The sequence below is a fragment of the Pantoea sp. FN0302 genome, from assembly GCF_050113775.1.
GTDB lineage: Bacteria > Pseudomonadota > Gammaproteobacteria > Enterobacterales > Enterobacteriaceae > Mixta > Mixta alhagi.
Genome location: NZ_JBNJSM010000004.1, coordinates 1 through 23437, shown reverse-complemented (window position 1 = coordinate 23437; position 23437 = coordinate 1). Strand labels below are relative to the sequence as shown.

The window sequence follows — 23437 nt, the reverse complement described above, 5'->3', positions numbered from 1 at the left end:
AATTATCGCGTCTCGTGATGCAGGCTGCCGCTGAGGATGCAAAATACGCCCATCAGATCGGCATGCCGAATCGTCACTTCAGTTTGTTCATTAACTTTCGGCTTGGCATGGTAGGCGATGCCTAACCCGGAAGCCTTAATCATCAGTAAATCGTTAGCGCCATCGCCAATCGCTACCGTTTGTTCAACGGGGATATCAAAACGCTGCGCCAGCTTCGCCAGCATATCGGCCTTATACTTCGCATCCACTACCGGGCCAATAACCTCACCGGTAAATTTACCGTCACGGATCTCCAGCTCGTTGGCAGCGATAGCGGCAAGATGCAGCCGGTCACGCAAATATTCGGCAAAGTAAGTGAAGCCGCCAGAAGCGATAGCCACCTGCCAGCCTAACGCCTGCAGCTTCTGCACCAGTGTGCTTAACCCTGGCATTAACGGCAGCGTATCACGCACCTGCTTCAGTATATTGGCGTCAGCGCCTTTCAGCGTAGCCACGCGCTGACGCAGGCTGGCAGTAAAATCCAGTTCGCCGCGCATCGCGCGCTCGGTCACCTCGGCCACCTGCTCGCCGCACCCCGCCAGACGCGCAATCTCATCGATACATTCGATCTGAATCGCGGTGGAATCCATATCCATTACCAGCAGGCCCGGCGCTTTCAGATAAGGAATTTTACCCAGCGACGCTACGTCCAGTCCCCGTTCGTGAGCCAGACGCGCCGCACGCGGCGTCAGCGAGCCCGCCAGACGGATCACCTGATAATCATCCACGCTCCAGGCGCTGACAATCACCATCGCGGCACCCAGCTGGTGTTGATAAGCCGTCAGCGAATCTTTATCCAGCTGATGCCCGTAAAGCAGCCAGCCGGTACGCCCGGCACGATAATCCAGCGGCATCACTTCGTCACCGCTCAGTGAAAGAGGCAAGCCCGGCCAGAGAGAAACATCGGAAGGCAGGTCGCACCAGGTCAAACGATTAGGCATTACAGCTCCTGTCGGAAAGATGATCGGCTGCCGCCATCAAAGGACGTTCTGTTTGACATCCGTGCCGGGCCACAGCCTGTAGAGAAAACCTCGCAAGAGGCTACCCTGTCAGCCGCGCTTCTGGCAACATAAAGTCGCAAAAACAGACTACCGTTTGTTGATTACGTTTTAAGGTTGCCAATGGCTAAATCCAGGCTCAAATTCCGTCTGCACCACACAGCGATTGTGCTGATCTGTCTGACGCTGCTGGTCGTCCTGATGCAGGGCGCTTCATGGTTCAGTCTGGGCCATCAAATGGCGCGCTCTGAACAGGTAGAAGATCTGGCGCGCACCCTGACACGTCAGGTTGCATTTACGCTTACGCCGCTTATGGACAGCCCGGACGATAACCGCACACAAATCGCCGCCATTCTCAAACAGATGACGGATAACAGCCGTATCCTCGACGCCTCGGTTTATGACAGCGAAGGTTCGCTGGTTGCGCGCAGCGGCGAAGGCATCAGCGTGCGCGATCGTCTGGCGCTGGATGGCAAACGCGCGGGCAGCTACTTTAACCATCAGCTGGTGCAGCCGCTGGAAAACAGCGACGGCCCGCAGGGATTTTTACGCGTCACGCTGGACACGCATGTGCTGGTAACCGAAGCGAAGCAGGTGGATAACACCACCAATATTCTGCGCCTGATGATGCTGCTGGCGCTGGCTATCGGCATTATTCTTACCCGTACGCTGTTGCGCGATCGCCGTACCCGCTGGCAACAATCCCCTTTTCTGCTGACCGCCAGCACGCCGGTTAAAGAAGATGATGACGAATCTGATGAGGCGTCAGACGAGGCTAGAAAAAGCTGAGGCGTAGCGTTGTCGGCAGGGGCAAGGCGCTGAAGAAAGCGTAATACAGAAGGCGCAGACGGGCGGAAGAAAATAACCGGACGAGGCAGCCTCGTCCGGTAAATCAGTCAGGCTTTGTCGCCCAACAGTACCGACTCCAGCGCGATTTTAACCATATCGCCGAAGGTGGTTTGACGTTCCGCCGCCGTGGTCTGTTCATGCGTGCGGATATGGTCGGAAACGGTACAGATGGTCAGCGCTTTCGCGCCAAACTCTGCCGCCACGCCATAGATGCCCGCCGCTTCCATTTCCACGCCGAGAATGCCATATTTTTCCATAACGTCGAACATTTGCGGGTCCGGCGTATAGAACAGGTCGGCAGAGAAAATATTGCCTACGCGCGCCTCAATGCCCAGTGCTTTCGCCGCGTCTGCCGCGTTACGCACCATGTCAAAATCGGCGATTGCTGCAAAATCGTGATCCTTGAAGCGCATACGGTTCACTTTAGAATCGGTGCAGGCACCCATGCCGATAACCACGTCGCGCAGTTTCACATCGGCACGTACCGCGCCGCAGGAACCCACACGAATGATTTTTTTCACGCCGAACTCGGTGATCAGCTCTTTTGCGTAGATGGAGCAGGATGGAATGCCCATACCGTGACCCATAACAGAAATGCGACGACCTTTATAGGTGCCGGTGTAACCCAGCATACCGCGCACGTTGTTCACTTCTACCGTGTCTTCCAGAAAGGTTTCCGCGATATGTTTAGCACGCAGCGGATCGCCCGGCATCAGCACCACGTCCGCGAAATCACCCATCTCAGCATTAATATGAGGCGTAGCCATTGTCGTTATTCCTTGAAAAAATGAAACACGCCAGCCCGGCAGCTGGCGTTAAATGAAAGCCGCGTATTACAGCATGCTTTTGCCATATTCCATATCGGAAAGGCCGAAGTATTTTGCTACCGTCTGCCCGATATCGGCAAAGGTATCGCGTCCGCCGAGGAAGCCCGGTTTAACGCCTGGGCCATAGATCAGAATCGGGATATGCTCACGGGTATGATCGGTGCCGTGCCAGGTGGGATCACAACCGTGATCGGCGGTGAGGATCAGAATATCGCCCTCTTTTACCTGCGCCATCAGCTCTGGCAGACGGCGGTCAAACAGCTCCAGGCCACCCGCATAACCGGCAACGTCGCGACGATGCCCCCAGGCGGAGTCGAAATCCACAAAGTTGGTGAAGACGATGGCGTTATCCGGCGCCTGCGCCATCTCTTTAACCGTGGCATCAAACAGCGCATCAAGGCCGGTCGCTTTGATCTTTTTGGTAATGCCGACGTGCGCGTAGATATCGGCGATTTTACCCACCGAGATCACCTCACCCTGCTTCTCTTCCACCAGCTTTTTCAGGATGGTGGGTGACGGCGGCTCAACGGCTAAGTCGTGACGATTGCCGGTACGTTCGAAGTTTCCGGCTTTATCGCCGACAAACGGACGCGCAATCACGCGACCAATGTTGTAATCACCTTTATCCAGCTCTTCACGGGCGATTTCACACAGATCGTACAGGCGTTGCAGGCCGAATGTCTCTTCATGACAGGCAATCTGGAATACCGAGTCGGCAGAGGTATAGAAAATCGGCTTGCCGGTTTTCATATGCTCTTCACCCAGTTTATCCAGAATCACCGTCCCGGAAGAGTGGCAGTTGCCGAGATAACCCGGAAGTCCGGCACGCTCCACCAGTGTATCCAGCAGCGCCTGCGGGAAACTGTTTTCCGTATCGCTGAAATAACCCCAGTCAAACAGCACCGGTACGCCAGCGATTTCCCAGTGGCCTGACGGCGTATCCTTACCGGAAGAGAGCTCCTGCGCCCAGGCATACGCGCCAATGATCTCCGCCTGCGGATCCAGGCCCGGCGGGAAGGTGCCGGTAGAGGCTTCCGCCGCTTTTCCCAGCCCTAACGCGGTCAGGTTCGGCAGATGCAGCGGCCCCTGACGTCCTTTATCCGCCTCGCCGTTGAAGCAGGCCTGCGCAATATGACCCAGCGTGTCTGAGCCTTTATCACCATATTTTTCAGCGTCTTTACTGGCACCGATCCCAAAGGAATCCAGCACCATGATAAATGCACGTTTCATGCTACTCTCCTGCGCTTACGCGCGATGAGAAAAATAAAAAAGCGATCAGAACAGTATGCCGTCTATACCTGTGGTACTTCAAGCCGCAGATGCGTAGGCTGCGCTCATCATTCCGGTCAGTGAGACCTTCAGGCTTTCAGGTTCCCCTTGCCGCCTTCCTGCAGCATGAGATAGTCGGGCGTTAGCTGCTAATTCTGCGATAGATAACCGGCGTTGCAGCAGGTTGACTGTCACCAAGCTTAACCGCCGCTTTGACCGCCTGTGCCGCTTCCTGCCAGCTGGCCTCGCTGGCGGCATGGATCACCGCCAGTGGACGTTCCGCGTCTACGCGATCGCCCAGCTGCACCATCTCATTCAGGCCTACGCTGTAATCGATGCTGTCGCTGGCGCGACGACGTCCACCGCCCAATGCCACGACCGCCAGGCCAAGCGCGCGGGTATCCATTTCATTAACGATACCAGGCGCATCGGCATACACCGCCTTGCTCAGCATCGGGGCCGGCAGGTAGCTGTCCATCCTTTCAATAAAGTCTGTCGGGCCTTTTTGCGCCGCCACCATACGCGCAAATACCTCAGCGGCGCTGCCGTTATCCAGCACTTTCTGCAACTGCTGTCGGGCTGAGGCATCGTCCTGCGCCAGGCCACCGGAAATTAACATTTCACTGCAGAGCGCCAGCGTCACTTCCAGCAAACGCGGATTGCGATAACTGCCGGTAAGGAACTGAACCGCTTCACGCACTTCCAGCGCGTTTCCGGCACTGGAAGCCAGCACCTGATTCATATCCGTCAGCAGCGCGGTGGTTTTACAACCCGCGCCGTTGGCCACGCCCACGATCGCCTGCGCCAGCTGCTCTGACAGTTCAAAAGTCGGCATAAAAGCGCCGGACCCCACTTTCACATCCATCACCAGCGCATCCAGCCCTTCGGCCAGCTTTTTCGCCAGAATCGAGGCGGTGATCAGCGGAATAGAGTCGACCGTTGCGGTAATGTCGCGCGTGGCATAAAAACGCTTATCCGCCGGTGCCAGCGAATTGGTTTGGCCGATAATGGCAACGCCGGTCTGTTTAATAATCTCCCGGAAACGGCTATCGCTGGGGAAAATATCAAAGCCGGGGATCGCTTCCAGCTTATCCAACGTGCCGCCGGTATGACCCAGGCCGCGCCCGGAGATCATCGGCACATAGCCGCCGCAGGCCGCGATCATCGGCCCCAGCATTAGCGAAGTCACATCGCCCACGCCGCCGGTAGAATGCTTATCCACCACCGGGCCGTTTAAATTCAATGATTTCCATGACAGCACCGCGCCGGAATCACGCATCGCCATGGTCAGCGCCACACGTTCCGGCAGCGTCATATCATGGAAAAAGATCGCCATCGCCAGCGCGGCGATCTGCCCTTCTGATACGCTGTTATCACGAACCCCGTTAATAAAGAAGCGGATCTCTTCTTCACTCAGCGCATGGCCGTCACGTTTTTTTCGAATAATTTCTTGTGGTAAAAACAAGGTAACCCCCTGTTTAACGGATCAATAAATCAGGCCTGGTGTCCCGATCCAACGGTGCAGAAAAATTATTTTTAGCGGACGGCAGGCGCCCGCTATGGTGAAAGGAAACTCAGTAGCTGCTGGTGCTGCGCGCGCTTTCATAGCCCGCCGCGTTCAACAGGCTTGCCAACAGGCTGGAGGCACCGAAACGGAAATGACGCGCGTCCGCCCAACCGCTGCCCAGAATGTCATCAGCAAGCTGCAGATAGAGCGCCGCATCTTCTGCGGTACGCACGCCGCCCGCAGGCTTAAAGCCAACGCAATCCTGTACCCCTTTATCACGGATCACTTCCATCATGATTTTTGCCACTTCTGGCGTGGCGTTTACCGGCACTTTACCGGTAGAGGTTTTGATAAAGTCAGCGCCCGCATCGATAGCGATTTCAGAAGCCTGACGGATTAGCGCTTCCTCTTTCAGTTCGCCGGTTTCAATGATCACTTTCAGTAATACACTGGCCGCCGCGCAGGCTTCCTTGCATGCCTTGACCAGTTTAAAGCCGGTTTCGCTATCGCCAGCCATCAATGTGCGATAGGGAAAAACCACATCCACTTCATCCGCGCCATAGGCAATGGCCGCGCGCGTTTCCGCCAGCGCGATCTCAATATCGTCATTGCCGTGCGGGAAATTGGTCACGGTAGCGATACGAATATCGGGCGTGCCCTGCTCACGCAGCGTTTTACGTGCGATGGGAATAAAACGGGGATAGATACAGATGGCGGCAGTATTGCCTGCCGGGGATTTAGCCTGCTGACACAGCGCAATCACTTTGGCGTCGGTGTCATCATCGTTAAGGGTGGTTAAATCCATGAGTTTCAGCGCACGCAGCGCGGCAGCGGTTACATCAGTCATAATGCTCTCCAGAAAGATTCAGTGAGCTTCCGCCAGTGGAAGACTCAACACGAGGTCTTGGTTCCTTGAAGAGGGTTGAGATCCATCTCACCTTGCCAGCGATGCTGATTCGCTTTGATGTTACGATTTTAACATCACGGGCAAACTCTTTATTGTGCGTAAGCTCACATTTAATTAAGAAACGCTACCATCAAGTCTACATTTGATGTGACGTCTATCGCATTAAAAGCGCCACAGCCGTAGGCCGGAAGCGTTTTATGCGCGCTATCATACCGCAGAAGCGCAAATGTGAGAATTATCACATTCGCGCTTTACCTGTTCTTAAGATCCCTTGTGATGCGGTCGTCTTGTTAACATAGCTGAAACAGTTTCTCACTGTTACTGGCAAGGGTGGCCGCGATCTCTTCCGGCGCTTCCTGACGCAGCTCGCATAATGTTTGCCATACCTTTACCACCTGCTCTGGCCGATTGGGCTGGCCCTGAAAGCCGTTCAACGGCATATCAGGCGCATCGGTTTCCAACAGCAGCGCTCCAAGCGGCAGCTGCGCAATGGTATTGCGCGTTTTGCTGGCACGGGGATAGGTAATGGTGCCGCCTACGCCGATAGCATAACCGGCAGCAATAAACGCCTGCGCCTGCTGCACGCTTCCGGCAAAGCCATGTACCACGCCACGGCGCGGCACCTCGATACGTCGCAGGTGCTGCGCCAGTTTGTCATGCGTGCGCCGGGAATGCAGGATCACGGGCAGATCGTATTTCCGTGCCAGCCGCAGCTGCGCATCAAGAAAATATTGCTGGCGATCGAACTGAGGATCTTCCATATAGAGATCCAGCCCGATCTCACCGATCGCCACCAGTTTTGCGGATCGCTGACGTAGCTGCTGCTCCAGCTGCTCCAGCGCCGCATCATTGTGCTGCTGAATCACAATGGGATGCAGTCCCAGCGCGGCATAAAGCGGTGCATGCTGGCGTGCCAGCTGTAACACCCGAGCAAAGCGTGTAGCCTCCACCGCCGGAACGATAATTTTCTCTACGCCTGCCTGAGCGGCGCGTGACAGGCTTTCCTCCTCGTGCCCGGTAAACGGAGGAAAATCGAAGTGGCAGTGGGTATCAATAAATCTCACGTCAGCGCTCCTCAACATATCTCAGGGATTATTCTGCGCTATTTTATTTGCCGCTGCATTGCAGGATGCGTAACGTGGCCTTTTATTCTGGAATGGCAGAATAGTAGCGTAAAAGAGGTGTTTCAGAGGGGGAGGAACAAACAGGTGACGGGGTTAGCCGCGCAGGGACAGAGAAAAAACAGAGGCCGGCACCGCCCTCTACAAAGAAAGCGGGCCAGCTTATAGCAGATCAGCGCAGGGATTTATCGTTTGTGGCATCGTCGTGCTGCTCACGCCCGTAATCTTCCTGCAAAATACCGGAGAGCCAGTCATTGTTTCCTGCCATCCAGGCGTCGTCGTTATCAAACCACTCCGCCCACATCAGCGCCATCTGGCCTTTCCATTGTTTCCATTTGCCTGCAACGATGTCGCTATTCATGACTGGTCTCCGCTAAATTCACTGGATCTGTCTGTTTAGCTGGTTACCTAGGGTCGACGACGACCGGTAAACAGGCTGACGAGGAACAGAATAATACCTACCACGAAGACAATTTTAGCTGCCCATGCGGCTGTACCAGCCAGACCGCCGAAGCCTAATGCCGCCGCGATCAATGCAATTACCAGAAAGATAATACCCCAACGAAACATAAGCCTCTCCTTTACCATAGTTAAAATCGAACTGCTTAGCTCAGCCAATTCATGGACAGTAAACCCATGAACTTTATTTTTTTAACGGGTTAGCTGCGGCACAGACGCCAGAGGTTGACCGTGCCGCAAAAACATTAAGGTTTAACCGTCAGGTCATTCTTAACGCTTTTTACGCCTTCAATAGCTTTGGCGATACTTTCCGCACGTTCTGACTGTGCTTGTTTTTCTACCGTACCAGAAAGCTGGACCACGCCGTTGGTGGTTTCAACTTTAACGTTCCGGGACGGTACAATGTCATCCGCTAATAGCTTAGCTTTGATTTCGCTGGTTGTAGCGGCATCACCTGCATAACCGCTCACTGACTGTTTTTCGCTGTCTCTGACGTGTAGTTTATCGCTGACGGATTTTACGCCCTCAACTTTCTTCACCAGTGCCACAGCCTTTTCAGCCTGATCCTGCGAAGAAACGAAACCGCTCAGGGTCACAACGCCCTTCTGAGTTTCTACTGAGATATCCGTACTTGTAATCGTTTCGTCATCTACCAGCGCAGCTTTCGCTTTAGCGGTGATGGCGCTGTCATCCATAAAACCATCGACTTTTTTCATAGAACTATCGATTGTGGACCCTGCGCTATCCGCAGCATTCTGCGTTTTCTGTGATACAGATTCATCTGCCAGAGCAGAGCCGCTCAGCAGCGCAGAACCCACCATCACAGCCATCAGAGTCTTGGTAATCTTAGTCTTGTTCATCGATATCTTCCTTCTTATACGTTATTCCACTCACAACCGTAAGCGTAGCGGCAACAACCCCATGTGCCGCTTAAATGGATGTCGGGAGGCTTTCGCCGCCGCTTTTTGCATCCGACAAACTAAGCATAGTCAAGGATTGGCATTCGTCGCGTTTTTTTGGTTAAAAAACAGTTAAGAAGGCGTTTTTGAGGACTTTTTAAGAGGAGTCTGTAGCGAAGGCGGATAAATTTGCGCTGGTACTATAAAAACGCATCGCGAAGGAGAGTACGGCCTCCGCGATGCGTGAACAACGCTGATTAATGTTCGCGCGTTTTGCGGAACAGCACTTCAGGATAGCGCTCCTGCGTGAGGTTGAGGTTAACCATGGTCGGGGCGATGTAGGTCAGGTTATCGCCGCCATCCAGCGCCAGATTGACTTCATTCTTACGCTGGAATTCGTCGAACTTTTTCACATCGTCGCATTCAACCCAGCGCGCGGTCGAAACGTTAACCGATTCGTAAATCGCTTCCACGTTGTACTCGCTTTTCAGGCGCGCCACGACCACGTCAAACTGCAGCACACCTACCGCACCCACAATCAGATCGTTATTGGATACCGGACGGAACACCTGTACCGCACCCTCTTCTGACAGCTGCACCAGCCCTTTTAACAGCTGCTTCTGCTTCAGCGGATCGCGCAGGCGAATACGACGGAACAGCTCTGGCGCAAAGTTCGGAATACCGGTGAACTTCATGTTTTCGCCCTGCGTAAAGGTATCGCCAATCTGAATGGTGCCGTGGTTATGCAGACCGATAATGTCGCCAGGGAAGGCTTCTTCAACGTGCGAACGGTCGCCCGCCATAAAGGTAAGCGCATCGGAAATGACCACATCTTTACCGGTACGCACCTGACGCAGCTTCATGCCCTTCTCGTACTTACCGGATACAACGCGCATAAAGGCGACGCGGTCGCGGTGTTTCGGATCCATGTTAGCCTGGATTTTAAACACGAAACCGGAAAACTTCTCTTCGCTGGCTTCAACGCTGCGCGTATCGCTCTGGCGCGGCATTGGCGCAGGCGCCCAGGAAACCAGGCCATCCAGCATATGATCAACGCCGAAGTTGCCCAGCGCGGTACCGAAGAACACCGGCGTCAGCTCACCCTGCAAAAACGCTTCCTGCTCAAACTCATGCGAAGCGCCCTGCACCAGCTCCAGTTCGTCACGCAGCTGCGCTGCCAGATCTTCGCCGACCGCGCTGTCCAGCTCAGGGTTGTTCAGCCCTTTGATGGTGCGCACTTCCTGAATGGTATGGCCTTTACCGGTCTGATACAGATAGGTTTCATCGTTATAGAGATGATAAACGCCTTTGAACAGCTTGCCGCAGCCGATTGGCCAGGTAATGGGTGCGCAGGCGATTTTCAGCTCGTTTTCAACTTCGTCCAGCAGCTCCATCGGATCGCGGATATCACGGTCCAGCTTGTTCATAAAAGTCAGGATCGGCGTATCGCGCAGACGCGTAACTTCCATCAGCTTACGGGTACGATCTTCAACCCCTTTCGCCGCGTCGATTACCATCAGACAGCAGTCAACGGCGGTCAGGGTACGATAGGTATCTTCAGAGAAGTCTTCGTGCCCCGGCGTATCCAGCAGGTTGACCAGGCTATCGCGGTAGGGAAACTGCATTACCGAGGTAGTAATAGAGATCCCGCGCTGTTTCTCCATTTCCATCCAGTCAGATTTGGCATGCTGATTAGAGCCACGGCCTTTTACCGTACCGGCGGTCTGGATCGCCTGTCCGAACAGCAGGACTTTTTCGGTAATGGTGGTTTTACCGGCGTCGGGGTGAGAAATGATAGCGAAGGTACGACGACGCGACACTTCTTGCAAAAATGTGGTATTAGACATCGGAGTTCTTCTGTTGATGCCGTGACGCGACATTATTGCAGGCGTCACAGCCGTTAATTCATGAGGGCCTGCGACATTGCCAGGCCCGGCACCGGAACCATGCAGCGCACCTGAAGCCTACGCGATGTAAGCCTGGTAAATGCTGCAAAAAGACATGATGGTCTACATTGGATCCAGCCCCGTGTAACAATGTTGAAAAGTCAGGCAATGAGGCCGCATAGCTTACCTTAAGTACATAAAAAAAGCAGGCCGAAATCGCGCGTTTTCCGCAGCGGCGCGCAAAGCCCGGGCTTTATTGCACAGCATCCCGATCGGCCTGCAAATGACTAAGCCGGATAAGCGTTATCAGGCCGTTGCTGATGCGCACCGAGAGCACATTATCGCCCTGCTGCCAGCTAAGCCAGCTTTCACCGTTACGCTCATCCGCCTCGCCGGGGCCGTACTTGCGCTCAGCCTCATCAACTGTCATTCCAACATGCACCCCACGATGCGTCGCCAGCGTTGGGTTCACCAGCGTGATTTCGCCCAGATAGTTATCGTCCGGACTGTGCTGTTTTTGCTGCCAGTGTTCATTGCTTGCCACCAGCATTAACGCATCATAGCGGTGCTGGAAATAACGGTAAGCGGCATCGGCGTTTGGCTTTTCTTGCTGTGGCTGCAGGCGCTCCGGCGGCAGACTCATCATAATATCTTCATTCCATACCTGCCCCAGCGTCAGCGCAACGCCATTGACCTGTACGGAAAAATCTTCCACCGTGAGTTCGGCCACCGCAGGCTGCTCACTGTTTTCCAGCGGATAGAAATCGTCAGGCTCCACGCCCGCATCGGTTTGCAGCGTGCCATTGATTTTATTGGCTTTCATGAAAAACAGGTGCGGCGACGTTTCCGGATCGCCGCCGCAGGCCGGATGGTTACGGTTTTCACGCACGTCGATCAGGTAGTTTTCCGGATCATCACTGTCATCAACAAAACTCATGCTCAGGCACTCCGTGGAGAGCGGCGTAAGCTGACGCTGACGGATAGCCTGCAGGGCTGCGCTGATCACCGCATCCTGCTTTATCTCATCACTCTCTGCAAGCGCAGGCGTAACCGCGTCAGCAGCCGACTCCGGCGATAGCGTTGGCGTGCCTGTTGCTGGCGATGAGGTCGCAGGACCTTCCGGTTCGGATAATTGATTATCTGTTGCAGATGCGGTGGGCATCATAGAGAACTGCTCAGCCGGCGGGGTCAGGATCGCGCCGGTAATATCAGGCAGCCCGGCGGCCAGCGCGTAGCTGCCAGTTACCGCCATGATGATCAGCAGTCGTGTTAAACAGGAAAGAAACATAGCTGTGCTCGTCAGAGTCAAAGCGCAATCCGCGCAGAAAGAGGGTTATCATTGTTATCGGCCCGCCAGGAGCCAACTGGAATTTAACAATGGCTTGCCGGAAAGAGTCAAAGAAGATCGGCGCTGTCAGCAGCTTTTTACTTTAGTTACCGGCCTTTCGCACAGAGTCATTGTTCTCAGGACAGGCATCCTCTATCTTGGTGAGTTAGTTCACTAACAGGAAGGCATCCCATGAACGACAAGAAAATGATTTCAATCGATCAGTTTAATGAAAATGAGCGAGCCGTTATAGATGAAACGTTCAGGGGGCTGGTGCAGAAATATAAACTTCGTACCGGCAAAGAGCCTGATGGTAAAAAAGAGAAAGAGTTCACCACCGAAGCCAGACAAATGGTGATGGCCATCAAGCAGAATAATGAGAAGGAAAAAGCGCTGGCGGAGAAAAAGCCGGTGCGTAGAAAGAAACCTTCTGCGCTGGCTGAAAGTGAAGTGGCAGATTTTAACTGGTCCGCCTCAATAAAACGCGGCAAAAGATAAAACTGTAGTATTGATGACTTATTGTTGTTTTCCAGGGAAGAGAGTATGCAGAACCGCCTCACCATCAAAGATATCGCGCGCTTAAGCGGCGTGGGAAAATCGACCGTGTCGCGGGTACTGAATAATGAAAGCGGGGTCAGCGAACGCACGCGTGAACGTGTTGAAGCGGTAATGAATCAGCACAGCTTCGCCCCTTCCCGCTCCGCGCGAGCCATGCGTGGACAAAGCGACAAGGTGGTGGCGATTATTGTCACCCGCCTCGATTCCCTGTCGGAGAACCTCGCCGTTCAGACGATGCTGCCCACCTTTTATGAACAGGGTTATGACCCGATCATGATGGAGAGCCAGTTCTCACCGCAGTTAGTGGCAGAGCATCTGGGCATGCTGCAGCGTCGTCATATTGATGGCGTGGTACTGTTTGGTTTTACCGGCATTGATGAGGAGATACTCACGCCGTGGCAATCTTCCCTGGTGCTGCTGGCCCGGGATGCCGCTGGCTTCGCCTCCGTCTGCTACGATGATGAAGGCGCTATCTTTACCCTGATGCAACGCCTGTACGAACGCGGGCACCGTCATATCAGCTACCTCGGCGTACCGCATAGCGATGTCACCTCAGGACAGCGCCGTCACCATGCCTATCTGGCCTTCTGTCGCCAGCATAAGCTTTCTGCCGTGGCATCGTTACCCGGACTCAGCATGAAGCAGGGTTACGAGCAGGTAGCCAGCGCACTGACAGCGCAAACCACGGCCTTGGTCTGCGCTACTGATACGCTCGCACTGGGCGCAAGTAAATATTTACAGGAACAGCGCATCGACAATTTACAGCTGGCAAGCGTAGGTAACACGCCGCTGATGAAGTTCCTGCATCCAGAAATTATTAGCGTCGATCCCGGCTACGCTGAATCAGGTCGTCAGGCTGCCATGCAGCTGATAGCCCAGATCAACGGCCGCAGCGAACCGCGCCAAATCATTATTCCCGCCACGCTCTCCTGACCACCCAAACAGAAATTATTGTGATCCCCGGCCGGTTTCGGGAACGTTCCCGTTTTACCCGTTGTGCTTAAAGAGTAGGCTTGCGCTCACCTTATACCCCTCCCATCAGTCATGAGGTTTCATGATGAGCAAAGTAAAACAATCGGATATCGACCAGCTGATCGTGCTGGTTGGCGGGCGCGACAACATCGCCACCGTCAGCCACTGTATTACCCGTTTACGCTTTGTGTTGAACGATCCCGCCAAAGCCGATCCCAAAGCCATAGAGACACTCTCGATGGTAAAAGGCTGCTTCACTAACGCCGGACAGTTTCAGGTGGTAATTGGCACTGACGTCGGCGATTACTACAAGGTGCTACTGGCAACCACAGGCCATTCACGCACGGATAAAGAACAAGCCAAAAAAGCGGCGCGTCAGAACATGAAGTGGTATGAGCAGCTGATTTCGCATTTCGCAGAGATTTTTTTCCCGCTGCTGCCTGCGCTGATCAGCGGAGGTTTGATTCTTGGCTTTCGTAACGTCATTGGCGATGTACCACTCAGCGACGGCAAAACGCTGGCGCAGCTCTATCCGGCGCTGCAGAGTATCTATGATTTCCTGTGGCTGATTGGCGAAGCTATTTTCTTCTACCTGCCGGTGGGGGTTTGCTGGTCAGCAGTACGTAAAATGGGCGGCACGCCTATCCTTGGCATCGTACTGGGTATCACGCTTGTCTCTCCGCAATTAATGAACGCATACCTGTTGGGCCAGCAGGCGCCGGAAGTATGGCATTTTGGCCTGTTCACTATTGCTAAAGTAGGCTATCAGGCGCAGGTGATCCCGGCCTTACTGGCGGGCCTGACGCTGGGCTTTATTGAGATCCAGTTAAAACGCATCGTGCCGAGCTATCTCTATCTGGTGCTGGTGCCGGTCTGTTCATTGCTTATCGCGGTGTTTCTGGCTCACGCCTTTATCGGCCCGCTGGGACGTATGATTGGTGACGGCGTTGCCTTTGCGGTACGTCACCTGATGACCGGCAGCTTCGCGCCGATTGGCGCTGCGCTGTTTGGCTTCTTGTATGCTCCGCTGGTGATCACCGGCGTGCATCAGACCACTCTTGCCATTGATATGCAGATGATCCAGAGCCTGGGCGGTACGCCGCTTTGGCCAGTGATTGCACTGTCGAATATCGCCCAGGCCTCGGCGGTAACCGGTATTATTATTGTCAGCCGTAAACATAACGAACGTGAGATCTCGGTTCCGGCGGCAATTTCTGCTTACCTCGGCGTCACCGAACCGGCGATGTACGGCATCAACCTGAAATACCGCTTTCCTATGCTCTGCGCGATGATCGGCTCGGGGCTGGCAGGGCTGCTGTGCGGGCTGAACGGCGTGATCGCGAACGGTATTGGCGTCGGCGGCTTGCCGGGCATCCTCTCGATCCAGCCAACCTACTGGCAGGTGTTCTCTATGGCAATGGCAGTAGCGATTGTGGTTCCGATGGTGCTGACTACGGTGATCTATCAGCGTAAATTTCATCAGGGCACGTTACAGGTTGTCTGACTTTTTCAGGGCGCAGTTGCGCCCTTTTTGCATTTGCAGGAATGAATAATGAGTACATATCCCCACTGGTGGCAGAACGGCGTTATCTATCAAATTTATCCCAAAAGCTTTCAGGACACGACCGGACACGGTACCGGCGATCTGCGCGGCATTCTTTCACGCCTCGATTATCTGCAAACCCTGGGCATTGATGCCATCTGGCTGACACCGTTCTATATCTCTCCGCAGGTAGATAATGGCTACGATGTGGCGAACTATACCGTCATCGATCCCGCCTACGGCACGCTGAACGATTTTGATGAGCTGGTGGAACAGGCACACGCCCGGAACATCCGCATCGTACTGGATATGGTGTTTAACCACACTTCTACGCAGCACGCGTGGTTTCGCGAAGCGCTGAACAAAGAGAGCCCTTACCGCGATTTCTATATCTGGCGTGACGGTACGCCGCAGACGCTGCCGAATAACTGGCAATCTAAATTCGGCGGCAACGCCTGGCGCTGGCATGCGGAGAGCGGCCAGTATTATTTGCACCTGTTTGCGCCGGAGCAGGCGGATCTTAACTGGGAGAACCCGGAAGTACGCAGCGAGTTAAAAAAAGTCTGTGAGTTCTGGGCCGATCGGGGCGTGGATGGCCTGCGCCTTGATGTGATCAATCTTGTTTCTAAAGATCAGGATTTCCCCAGCGATCCGCTCGGCGATGGTCGCCGCTTCTATACTGACGGACCGCTCATTCACCAATACCTTCAGGAGATGAGCCGCGACGTATTTACCCCGCGTAACCTGATGACCGTAGGTGAGATGTCTTCAACTTCGCTGGAGAACTGCCAGCAATACGCCGCGCTGGACGGGCGGGAACTGTCGATGACCTTTAACTTTCATCATCTGAAGGTCGATTACCCGGGCGGCGAGAAGTGGACACGGGCAAAGCCTGATTACATTGCGCTGAAAACCCTGTTCCGCCACTGGCAGCAGGGAATGCACAATATCGCCTGGAATGCGCTGTTCTGGTGTAACCATGATCAGCCGCGCGTGGTATCGCGTTTCGGCGATGAGGGAGAGTATCGGATGCAGGCGGCAAAGATGCTGGCGATGATGCTGCACGGTATGCAGGGCACGCCCTATATCTATCAGGGCGAAGAGATCGGCATGACCAACCCGCACTTTAGCCGTATTACCGACTATCGCGATGTGGAAAGCCACAACATGTTTGCCGCCCTGCGAGCACAAGGACGGGATGCCGACGAACTGCTGGCGATTCTGGCAAGCAAGTCGCGCGATAATGGTCGCACGCCGATGCAGTGGGACGCCTCGCCCAACGCAGGCTTTACCAGCGGCGAGCCGTGGATTGGATTATGTGATAATGCGGCAGACATCAATGTTGAAGCCGCGCTTAATGATCCAAATTCGGTGTTTTATACCTATCAGCGGTTAATTGCATTACGCAAAACCTTGCCGGTGTTAACCTGGGGCGATTACCAGGATCGGCTGCCAGACCATCCAGCGCTATGGTGCTATTGCCGGCACTGGCAAGGAGAAACGCTGATGGTAGTGGCGAATCTGAGCCGCGAGTGCCAGCCATGGCAGCCGGAGCCTGTTGAAGGTGAGTGGCAGATGCTGATAAGCAATTATGCCGAAACCGCCGCCCGACCTGACGCGATGACGCTGCGCCCGTTTGAGGCAGTGTGGTGGCATCGTTGTTGCGCTAATAGCGGAAAAGCACAGCGGTTGTTGGAATAACGCTGGAAGGGAAAAAAGAGGCATGGAAGCTATCCCACACAAAACGTAAATAGAACCTTTTTAGTTCCATGCATTTTTTACCTTCCGGCCAAATGAAGTTGTCGGCGGTATTCCTGCGGCGTCAGATTATTCAGTGATTCATGTGGCCATTCACCGTTATATTCTGACAACTATCTTTCAGTGATTTCCCGTACTTCATTCAATGTTCTGAACAGATAAAAATCCAGAACCTCTGTCCGGTACGTCCGGTTAAACCTTTCGATAAAGGTATTCTGCGTCGGTTTTGCTGGCCTGATAGATTTTAGTTTTGCAGCGTGCTCTTCTGGCCACAAGCAAGATGATCATATCGGAAGGTCTCCAAATATCAATGGCACTATTATATGAGATACTTGCAGGTCACCACTTAGTTTTTGATGGTTGAAAAAGATACACTGGCTTAACGCCCTGTCTGGGAAGTTGAAAATTTCTTTTCCCCTTAAAGATTTGTTACCCGAGGATTGCGACCCAATATTTGTAACGCATCGACTGGGATATCAATGAGCAAAGATTTCATTGATTTCCCGGTTGCTTTATCCAGCAAGAAGCTCAGATTACTCAAATCAGGTGCAAGCTGCTCGGCTTCCCAGCCGCAAGCTCGTGCGATTGCGCAATAATCTAACGACTTGAGGCAGGCGTGATAATTTTTTTCTTCAATTTCCGGCAAAATGATGGGCAGACCCTGTTCGACGATCGAGAAACTGGCGTTATTGATAAGAAATATCACTAATTCTAATTCACTCGCTTCCCCCAATGAACCGGAAAATAGCCGGAAGCATCCATCACCAGTAAAAAGAAATACTGGACGTGTTGGCAATGAAAGTTTCGCCCCAACAGCTGCGCCGAACGCGCCGCCCATAGCTGAACCGCGGTAGAGCGAATAAAAGTGAATATTGTTATTTGGACGCTGGGTAACATATTGCCTGTCTTTGTAAGACAGGCAAACATCATCAAACCCAATAGAACCCGCTGGCCACCAACGATCAAGTTGTAGATAAAGATCGGCCATGTCAACATAACCAGGGCGGGGAGGCGTATATTGGAAGTGGTTAAGATTATTAGGGGCTAAGGGAGAGGAAATGTTGCTGAATGGCCGTTGTTGTGCCGCAGCCAGAAGGCTACGCAATTATAACTATTAGTTAGCGCCTAAATAACCATCAACAGATTTTTCTATGTTATTTAAAACACCAGTAATAGGATGGAGGTAATCGTTATACATTTCTGCATATTTCCGGGAAAAGCCCCGCAGAGGATTATTGAATAAATCATCATCAACAACTTTTAATTTTAGCCTATCAAGGTCAGCAATTAAATCTTTCAAACCTCCTTTTTTTCATTATTCATTACATTTTCAATATAAGCAGTTGCTTTATCTATTTCGCTTAAAAGATTGAATTTTTTCATTATTTTATCAAAGATAACGGAACATCCATTTTCGGACGGCAATAATTTCAATGCCCCTCCCTTGCCATGCTCAGAATATACACTGGTAAAAAATCTCATACCTTAGATCTTTGCCACCATTAGCAAGTGGGACTTTTACTTGAGGCACACCCTCCGTCTTTTGCCATCAATCCCAGAAGCTGCTCTCCAAAATTTGGCATTAAAATAGAGGCTTATACTTTTGTTCTCTGTTTTGTATTTCGATTATAACTTCATAGGCATCCTGCGGACTTTTCATAGCTTTAGTAACCTCCTCTTCGCTAATTTCAGATTGTCTTTCTTTACCGGCTAATTCACCTGAATCATATCTTATATAGAATCTATTATCTGTCCTTATAATATCTATACCGTATTTGCTAAAAGTCATTTTTTCCATTTTTCTTCTCATCAAAATTATAATTTAAATTTAGTTAGCTTGTTTATTATCGCCTCGGAGGCAGGCGTCTGGTCAATAACTTCTTCTGGAATCCCTCCTGAATTTTTTCCGCCCGGAAGCCAGAATCCGTTTGCTCCTGGCTCATTACCAGAGGGCATTAGTAATCCTGTAGGATTCGGAATATCAATCCTTACAGGTGCATAGCCAAGGTCTCCGGGGCTTAGGCCAAGCAAATGTTCAAGCTTAGAAACATTCCCTCCTGATTTCGCAATAAGATCATCTGCAACATGTTTCGGCATGACAAAATGCCCACCGGAAGGGCTAATTTCAGCGCGGTTAACCCCCCACGTGATCTTTGATACTCCGCCACTAAATTGTCCTAAATGCTGCCTTATGTGCGATACATCTAAATATGATGCCGGATTTGGAAAGTTTGGCTTTATCTTCCCTTTTACTGATCTATAGGCCTTAGCAGCGGCTCTTCTAGAGGAGAAAATCCCTTTCGTTTTGCTCTGAAAATTATTCCAACTGTTCTTGCATGACAATCCTAACGGGTCGATCCACCCCAGCGCATTCGGCGCATACTGATACAGGTTCAGCCCGCCCGCCAGCCCTATCGGGTCGGGCTGGGTAAACCGGCCGCTGTCCGGGTCGTAGTACCTGAACAGGTTATAGTGCAGGCTCGCCCTTTAATATTAGTAAATTACAGACTATTGAAATTTTTTCTATCTAATTACTGACTAATCTTAAAAAAATCATCACTATATCCTTCTGGATTACATAAAATCTCAAAAATTGCTGAAGCTTATATTATAAATACCCTTACCCAAAAATACCAATAAGGTTAGAAATATACCTGGCAGGCTGGACCTCAGAGAAAGTAAAAAAAATAAAAAGTTTATGTTTATGAAGGGAGCATTCGCTTTCAAAAAAATTTATTGCCTCGCCTTTATAACTATAGTACCCATTTTTTTTTGGATTCTCTTTTACTCCTTTGATACGCTTAGCAATTTCTTTTTTAAATGACTCATTTTCTAAATCAAAGCGCTTAGAATTAAATAGCGTAAAAATCACTTGGCTGCCGCAAAATGGGCAATCAATAAAGTTTTGCTTATGGACAAAATCGCTTTCAAACCCATCATGCAATAATAAGCTTTTTCCCATAAAGTTTTTTATTAACCTGAATTCACTCATAGCTTTTTTAATACTCCATCTTTTATAAGGTCTTCAACGAAATCATGTGTTTCATATTGCCAACCCATACCAGCTTTCCCAAACCAAGGTATCGCAGGTCCAGCATCAACCTCATAATGTTTCAATACCACATAAGTAGATAATGGTTTTTTTAGCGTATTATCTGGAAGGGCACGCCCTCCAAATGAGGAGCCTGCCGGTGACAAGAAGGTGCCTGTATCCCGAAAACCACTTTCATCAGTCCAGCCACCATAACGATCAACTTTAGTTCCGGGCGTAAGTGTTATTTTCGTCGCATTAACGAAACCGCGATTTGGTGGCCAAGCGCCATCGCCCATAAATTTTTCTAACGCTGTCCAGTCTTGGTTTTTCCATAATTTATAGGCTTTAGCAGCCTCAGTTCTCGAAGCAAACTGACGCTTATTTGACTTCGCCTGAAAATCATTCCAGCTATTTTTACAACTCAACCCCCAGGGGTCAATCCAGGATAAAGCATTTGGCGCATACTGATACAGGTTCAGCCCACCTGCCAGCCCTATCGGGTCGGGCTGGGTAAACCGGCCGCTGTCCGGATCGTAGTACCTGAACAGGTTATAGTGCAGCCCGGTGTCCCGGTCAAGATACTGCCCCTGCATCCGCAGGTTCTGTGCGAACCCCGGTCCCTGCAGCGGCGTTTCCCGCAGCAGCTTACCCCAGGCGCTGTTCTGTGCTTCCCAGCGCAGCTCCCCTTCCGCATCCGTCAGCCGCTCCGGCGTGCCGTTCGGCTGGCAGTGAAACCAGAAAATCTCCGGGTCCGTCACGCCATCAATGCGCGCCAGCGGCTCGTAACTTCCCTCATCGCTGTAGACATACGTCAGCGGTAGCCCGTCATGAATTTCCTGCAGCAGACGGAAGCCGTCCCACACGAAGCGCGTGGTCACCGCTTTCCCCTGCGGCTGCCCGTTCAGCAGCTGGCGGCGCGTTTTGCTGATGCGCCGGCCCAGCGGATCGTAGCGGAAGCTCACCTGCGTCTGCGGTTTGTTGCGGTCCTTCGGCTCACACAGCACTTCCGTCAGCCGGTGTTCGCCGTCGTAGCGGTAGCGCCAGCGCATCCGCGCATTCTCTTTCTCCGTGGTGCGCCCGTGAATGTCATACTGCCAGCGAATACCGTTCAGCTGCGTTACCCGGTTATGGCGCACCGGCAGTGCAGTGCTTTCCAGCGGGTTGCCCGCCGCATCCCAGCGCCACTGCTCCTGCTGTATGCCATCCTGCGTCAGCAGCCGTCCGCTGCCGTCATACTGCCAGCGGGTGGCATTAAACGGATTATCGTCGCGCTCTTCACGCACCGGCTGGTTGCGCCAGTCATAGTCCCAGCGCCGTGACCAGCGACGCGGAGCCGGACGCTGCGCATGTCCGGTAAACACGTCCCGCCGCTGAATGCGTCCCAGACGGTCATACGCCGTGCGGCTGGTCAGCAGCCCCTGGGTCCGGCTCACCTCGCGGTGCAGCGCGTCACGCGTAAAGTCGCTGACCGGCAGGCCATCCAGCGCAATGCTCAGCAGGTGGCCGCTGCCATAATAAAGATGGAACGGCGTTAAGTTGTAGGATAACGCCCGTAACGGGACGTACCAGCTTCCGTCGCTAAACCTTTCCGGCAAATAGCTGCGTGAGGTAGGCCGGACAATGCCGGTAAGGATCGTGAAGAGTTGTCTGAGCCTGACCGCTGGCGACTGAAGATAAAAACACGGGGAACATCTTTCTGGATCCTTCCAGCTATAACTATTAGTTAGCGCCTAAATAACTATCAACAGATTTTTCTATGTTATTTAAAACACCAGTAATAGGATGGAGGTAATCGTTATACATTTCTGCATATTTTCGGGGAAAGCCTCGCAGAGGATTATTGAGTAAGTCATCATCAACAACTTTTAATTTTAGCCTATCAAGGTCAGCAATTAAATCTTTCAAACCTCCTTTTTTTTCATTATTCATTACATTATCAATATAAGCAGTTGCTTTATCTATTTCGCTTAAAAGATCGAACTTATTCATTATTCACTTTCTCACTGTAAGAAGCGTACATCGCTTATCCAACTCATTGGATAGCCTTGTGGCAACAAGATCTGGTCAGCGCCTCCTTTGAGTACTGCACCTGACATCATCGTTTGCTTTTCAACTTTCCCAACCTGAAGAACCGTTCCCTTAGGTACTTTAATAGTCGCTTCAAAGTACCTTGTATTCTTCCACTCGGGCAAAAGTGCCGAATCTATTTTTGCCTGGATTTTATTCAATGCTGGTGATGTACTTACAAAAGAGCCATCCATTTTTGCATTACCACCAAAGACTCTATACAAGGTTACCTCTTCGGTTGTCATTACAGTTTTATATTCACCGTTTTTAAAGGAGTCTTTTATCCAGGCAGGCAAGTCAGTTTTATCAATTTCTTTGTACTTGCCTTCGATACTACACTTGCTCAACCCCCACGGATCCACCCAGCTTAACGCATTTGGCGCATACTGATACAGGTTCAGCCCGCCTGCCAGCCCTATCGGGTCGGGCTGGGTAAACCGGCCGCTGTCCGGGTCGTAGTACCTGAACAGGTTATAGTGCAGCCCGGTGTCACGGTCAAGATACTGTCCCTGCATCCGCAGGTTCTGTGCGAACCCCGGCCCCTGCAGCGGCGTTTCCCGCAGCAGTTTGCCCCAGGCGCTGTTCTGTGCTTCCCAGCGCAGCTCTCCTGCCGCATCCGTCAGCCGCTCCGGCGTGCCGTTCGGCTGGCAGTGAAACCAGAAAATCTCCGGGTCCGTCACGCCATCAATGCGCGCCAGCGGCTCGTAACTTCCCTCATCGCTGTAGACATACGTCAGCGGTAGCCCGTCATGAATTTCCTGCAGCAGACGGAAGCCGTCCCACACGAAGCGCGTGGTCACCGCTTTCCCCTGCGGCTGCCCGTTCAGCAGCTGGCGGCGCGTTTTGCTGATGCGCCGGCCCAGCGGATCGTAGCGGAAGCTCACCTGCGTCTGCGGTTTGTTGCGGTCCTTCGGCTCACACAGCACTTCCGTCAGCCGGTGTTCGCCGTCGTAGCGGTAGCGCCAGCGCATCCGCGCATTCTCTTTCTCCGTGGTGCGCCCGTGAATGTCATACTGCCAGCGAATACCGTTCAGCTGCGTTACCCGGTTATGGCGCACCGGCAGTGCAGTGCTTTCCAGCGGGTTGCCCGCCGCATCCCAGCGCCACTGCTCCTGCTGTATGCCATCCTGCGTCAGCAGCCGTCCGCTGCCGTCATACTGCCAGCGGGTGGCATTAAACGGATTATCGTCGCGCTCTTCACGCACCGGCTGGTTGCGCCAGTCATAGTCCCAGCGCCGTGACCAGCGACGCGGAGCCGGACGCTGCGCATGTCCGGTAAACACGTCCCGCCGCTGAATGCGTCCCAGACGGTCATACGCCGTGCGGCTGGTCAGCAGCCCCTGGGTCCGGCTCACCTCGCGGTGCAGCGCGTCACGCGTAAAGTCGCTGACCGGCAGGCCATCCAGCGCAATGCTCA

23 protein-coding genes and 3 pseudogenes are annotated in these 23437 nt (G+C 52.7%); 5 read left to right on the top strand and 21 right to left on the bottom strand.

Annotated features, from left to right (window positions below; translation table 11 throughout):
• Window positions 1-2: 2 nt before the first annotated feature.
• Window positions 3-980 carry a phosphoserine phosphatase gene (gene serB, locus ACQE32_RS15335; RefSeq protein ID WP_426982064.1) on the bottom strand — a complete coding sequence of 326 codons (978 nt, stop codon included), beginning with the start codon at window positions 978-980 and terminating at the stop codon, window positions 3-5.
• Window positions 981-1160: 180 nt separating this feature from the next.
• On the opposite strand from serB, the gene ACQE32_RS15330 reads away from it, so the two are divergent.
• On the top strand, window positions 1161-1826 hold the full coding sequence (locus ACQE32_RS15330) for a YtjB family periplasmic protein (RefSeq protein ID WP_426974410.1): 666 nt from the start codon (window positions 1161-1163) through the stop codon (window positions 1824-1826).
• A gap of 107 nt (window positions 1827-1933) precedes the next feature.
• Here ACQE32_RS15330 and deoD read toward each other — a convergent pair whose 3' ends face one another.
• The 10 genes from deoD to ACQE32_RS15280 form a co-directional block, all read right to left on the bottom strand.
• Window positions 1934-2653, bottom strand: a complete 720-nt coding sequence (gene deoD / locus ACQE32_RS15325; protein ID WP_427022053.1) for a purine-nucleoside phosphorylase — start codon at window positions 2651-2653, stop codon at window positions 1934-1936.
• A gap of 66 nt (window positions 2654-2719) precedes the next feature.
• Window positions 2720-3943, bottom strand: coding sequence for a phosphopentomutase (deoB, locus tag ACQE32_RS15320; RefSeq protein WP_426974409.1), 1224 nt, complete (start codon window positions 3941-3943; stop codon window positions 2720-2722).
• Between the two features lie 181 nt (window positions 3944-4124).
• Window positions 4125-5447 carry a thymidine phosphorylase gene (deoA, locus tag ACQE32_RS15315; RefSeq protein WP_426982062.1) on the bottom strand — a complete coding sequence of 441 codons (1323 nt, stop codon included), beginning with the start codon at window positions 5445-5447 and terminating at the stop codon, window positions 4125-4127.
• A 109-nt stretch (window positions 5448-5556) separates the two neighbouring features.
• Complete coding sequence (deoC, locus tag ACQE32_RS15310; RefSeq protein WP_427022052.1) at window positions 5557-6336, bottom strand: deoxyribose-phosphate aldolase; 780 nt, start codon at window positions 6334-6336, stop codon at window positions 5557-5559.
• 350 nt (window positions 6337-6686) lie between these two features.
• A complete protein-coding gene (locus ACQE32_RS15305) occupies window positions 6687-7460 on the bottom strand; it encodes a TatD family hydrolase (RefSeq protein WP_427022051.1) in 774 nt (257 codons plus the stop codon).
• 229 nt (window positions 7461-7689) lie between these two features.
• Entirely contained in the window at window positions 7690-7878 is a 189-nt protein-coding gene (locus tag ACQE32_RS15300; RefSeq protein ID WP_250651761.1) for a CsbD family protein, read from the bottom strand.
• 47 nt (window positions 7879-7925) lie between these two features.
• A complete protein-coding gene (locus ACQE32_RS15295) occupies window positions 7926-8087 on the bottom strand; it encodes a DUF1328 domain-containing protein (protein WP_003856556.1) in 162 nt (53 codons plus the stop codon).
• Between the two features lie 134 nt (window positions 8088-8221).
• The gene (gene osmY / locus ACQE32_RS15290; protein ID WP_250651760.1) at window positions 8222-8836 is read right to left on the bottom strand and encodes a molecular chaperone OsmY; all 615 of its coding nucleotides are present in this window, start codon (window positions 8834-8836) and stop codon (window positions 8222-8224) included.
• Window positions 8837-9132: 296 nt separating this feature from the next.
• A complete protein-coding gene (prfC, locus tag ACQE32_RS15285) occupies window positions 9133-10722 on the bottom strand; it encodes a peptide chain release factor 3 (RefSeq protein ID WP_250651759.1) in 1590 nt (529 codons plus the stop codon).
• A 292-nt stretch (window positions 10723-11014) separates the two neighbouring features.
• Complete coding sequence (locus tag ACQE32_RS15280; protein WP_427022050.1) at window positions 11015-12049, bottom strand: hypothetical protein; 1035 nt, start codon at window positions 12047-12049, stop codon at window positions 11015-11017.
• A gap of 231 nt (window positions 12050-12280) precedes the next feature.
• Between ACQE32_RS15280 and ACQE32_RS15275 the strand changes: the two genes are divergently transcribed.
• The 4 genes from ACQE32_RS15275 to treC all read left to right on the top strand — a co-directional run bounded on the left by ACQE32_RS15275 (window position 12281) and on the right by treC (window position 16862).
• Window positions 12281-12586 carry a hypothetical protein gene (locus ACQE32_RS15275; protein ID WP_426974403.1) on the top strand — a complete coding sequence of 102 codons (306 nt, stop codon included), beginning with the start codon at window positions 12281-12283 and terminating at the stop codon, window positions 12584-12586.
• A 45-nt stretch (window positions 12587-12631) separates the two neighbouring features.
• A complete protein-coding gene (gene treR / locus ACQE32_RS15270) occupies window positions 12632-13579 on the top strand; it encodes a trehalose operon repressor TreR (RefSeq protein ID WP_426974402.1) in 948 nt (315 codons plus the stop codon).
• 124 nt (window positions 13580-13703) lie between these two features.
• Complete coding sequence (treB, locus tag ACQE32_RS15265; RefSeq protein ID WP_426974554.1) at window positions 13704-15122, top strand: PTS trehalose transporter subunit IIBC; 1419 nt, start codon at window positions 13704-13706, stop codon at window positions 15120-15122.
• A 48-nt stretch (window positions 15123-15170) separates the two neighbouring features.
• Entirely contained in the window at window positions 15171-16862 is a 1692-nt protein-coding gene (gene treC, locus ACQE32_RS15260; protein ID WP_427022049.1) for an alpha,alpha-phosphotrehalase, read from the top strand.
• Between the two features lie 60 nt (window positions 16863-16922).
• On the opposite strand, the pseudogene ACQE32_RS15255 reads toward treC, so the two are convergent.
• The 10 genes and pseudogenes from ACQE32_RS15255 to ACQE32_RS15210 all read right to left on the bottom strand — a co-directional run.
• A pseudogene (locus ACQE32_RS15255) lies at window positions 16923-17191 on the bottom strand (integrase core domain-containing protein); the annotation flags it as partial.
• A 146-nt stretch (window positions 17192-17337) separates the two neighbouring features.
• Complete coding sequence (locus tag ACQE32_RS15250; RefSeq protein ID WP_427022048.1) at window positions 17338-17907, bottom strand: thiamine pyrophosphate-dependent enzyme; 570 nt, start codon at window positions 17905-17907, stop codon at window positions 17338-17340.
• A gap of 126 nt (window positions 17908-18033) precedes the next feature.
• Entirely contained in the window at window positions 18034-18219 is a 186-nt protein-coding gene (locus tag ACQE32_RS15245) for a hypothetical protein (RefSeq protein ID WP_427022047.1), read from the bottom strand.
• Window positions 18216-18401, bottom strand: coding sequence for a hypothetical protein (locus ACQE32_RS15240; RefSeq protein ID WP_427022046.1), 186 nt, complete (start codon window positions 18399-18401; stop codon window positions 18216-18218). Before ACQE32_RS15240 ends, ACQE32_RS15245 begins: the two co-directional genes overlap by 4 nt.
• A 100-nt stretch (window positions 18402-18501) precedes the next feature.
• Window positions 18502-18717 (bottom strand): hypothetical protein, encoded by a 216-nt coding sequence (locus ACQE32_RS15235; protein WP_426982053.1) that lies wholly within the window; start codon window positions 18715-18717, stop codon window positions 18502-18504.
• A 17-nt stretch (window positions 18718-18734) separates the two neighbouring features.
• Window positions 18735-19397: pseudogene (locus ACQE32_RS15230) on the bottom strand (RHS repeat-associated core domain-containing protein); the annotation flags it as partial.
• Between the two features lie 142 nt (window positions 19398-19539).
• Window positions 19540-19911: a hypothetical protein gene (locus ACQE32_RS15225; RefSeq protein WP_426982052.1), complete on the bottom strand. Its 372-nt coding sequence runs from the start codon at window positions 19909-19911 to the stop codon at window positions 19540-19542.
• Window positions 19908-21470, bottom strand: a pseudogene (locus tag ACQE32_RS15220) (RHS repeat-associated core domain-containing protein); the annotation flags it as partial. The pseudogene ACQE32_RS15220 and the gene ACQE32_RS15225, both read right to left, overlap by 4 nt.
• A 202-nt stretch (window positions 21471-21672) precedes the next feature.
• Entirely contained in the window at window positions 21673-21942 is a 270-nt protein-coding gene (locus tag ACQE32_RS15215) for a hypothetical protein (RefSeq protein ID WP_427022045.1), read from the bottom strand.
• An 11-nt stretch (window positions 21943-21953) separates the two neighbouring features.
• Window positions 21954-23437, bottom strand: a 1484-nt coding sequence (locus tag ACQE32_RS15210; protein ID WP_427022044.1) for an RHS repeat domain-containing protein, incomplete at its 5' end; no start/stop codon positions are given.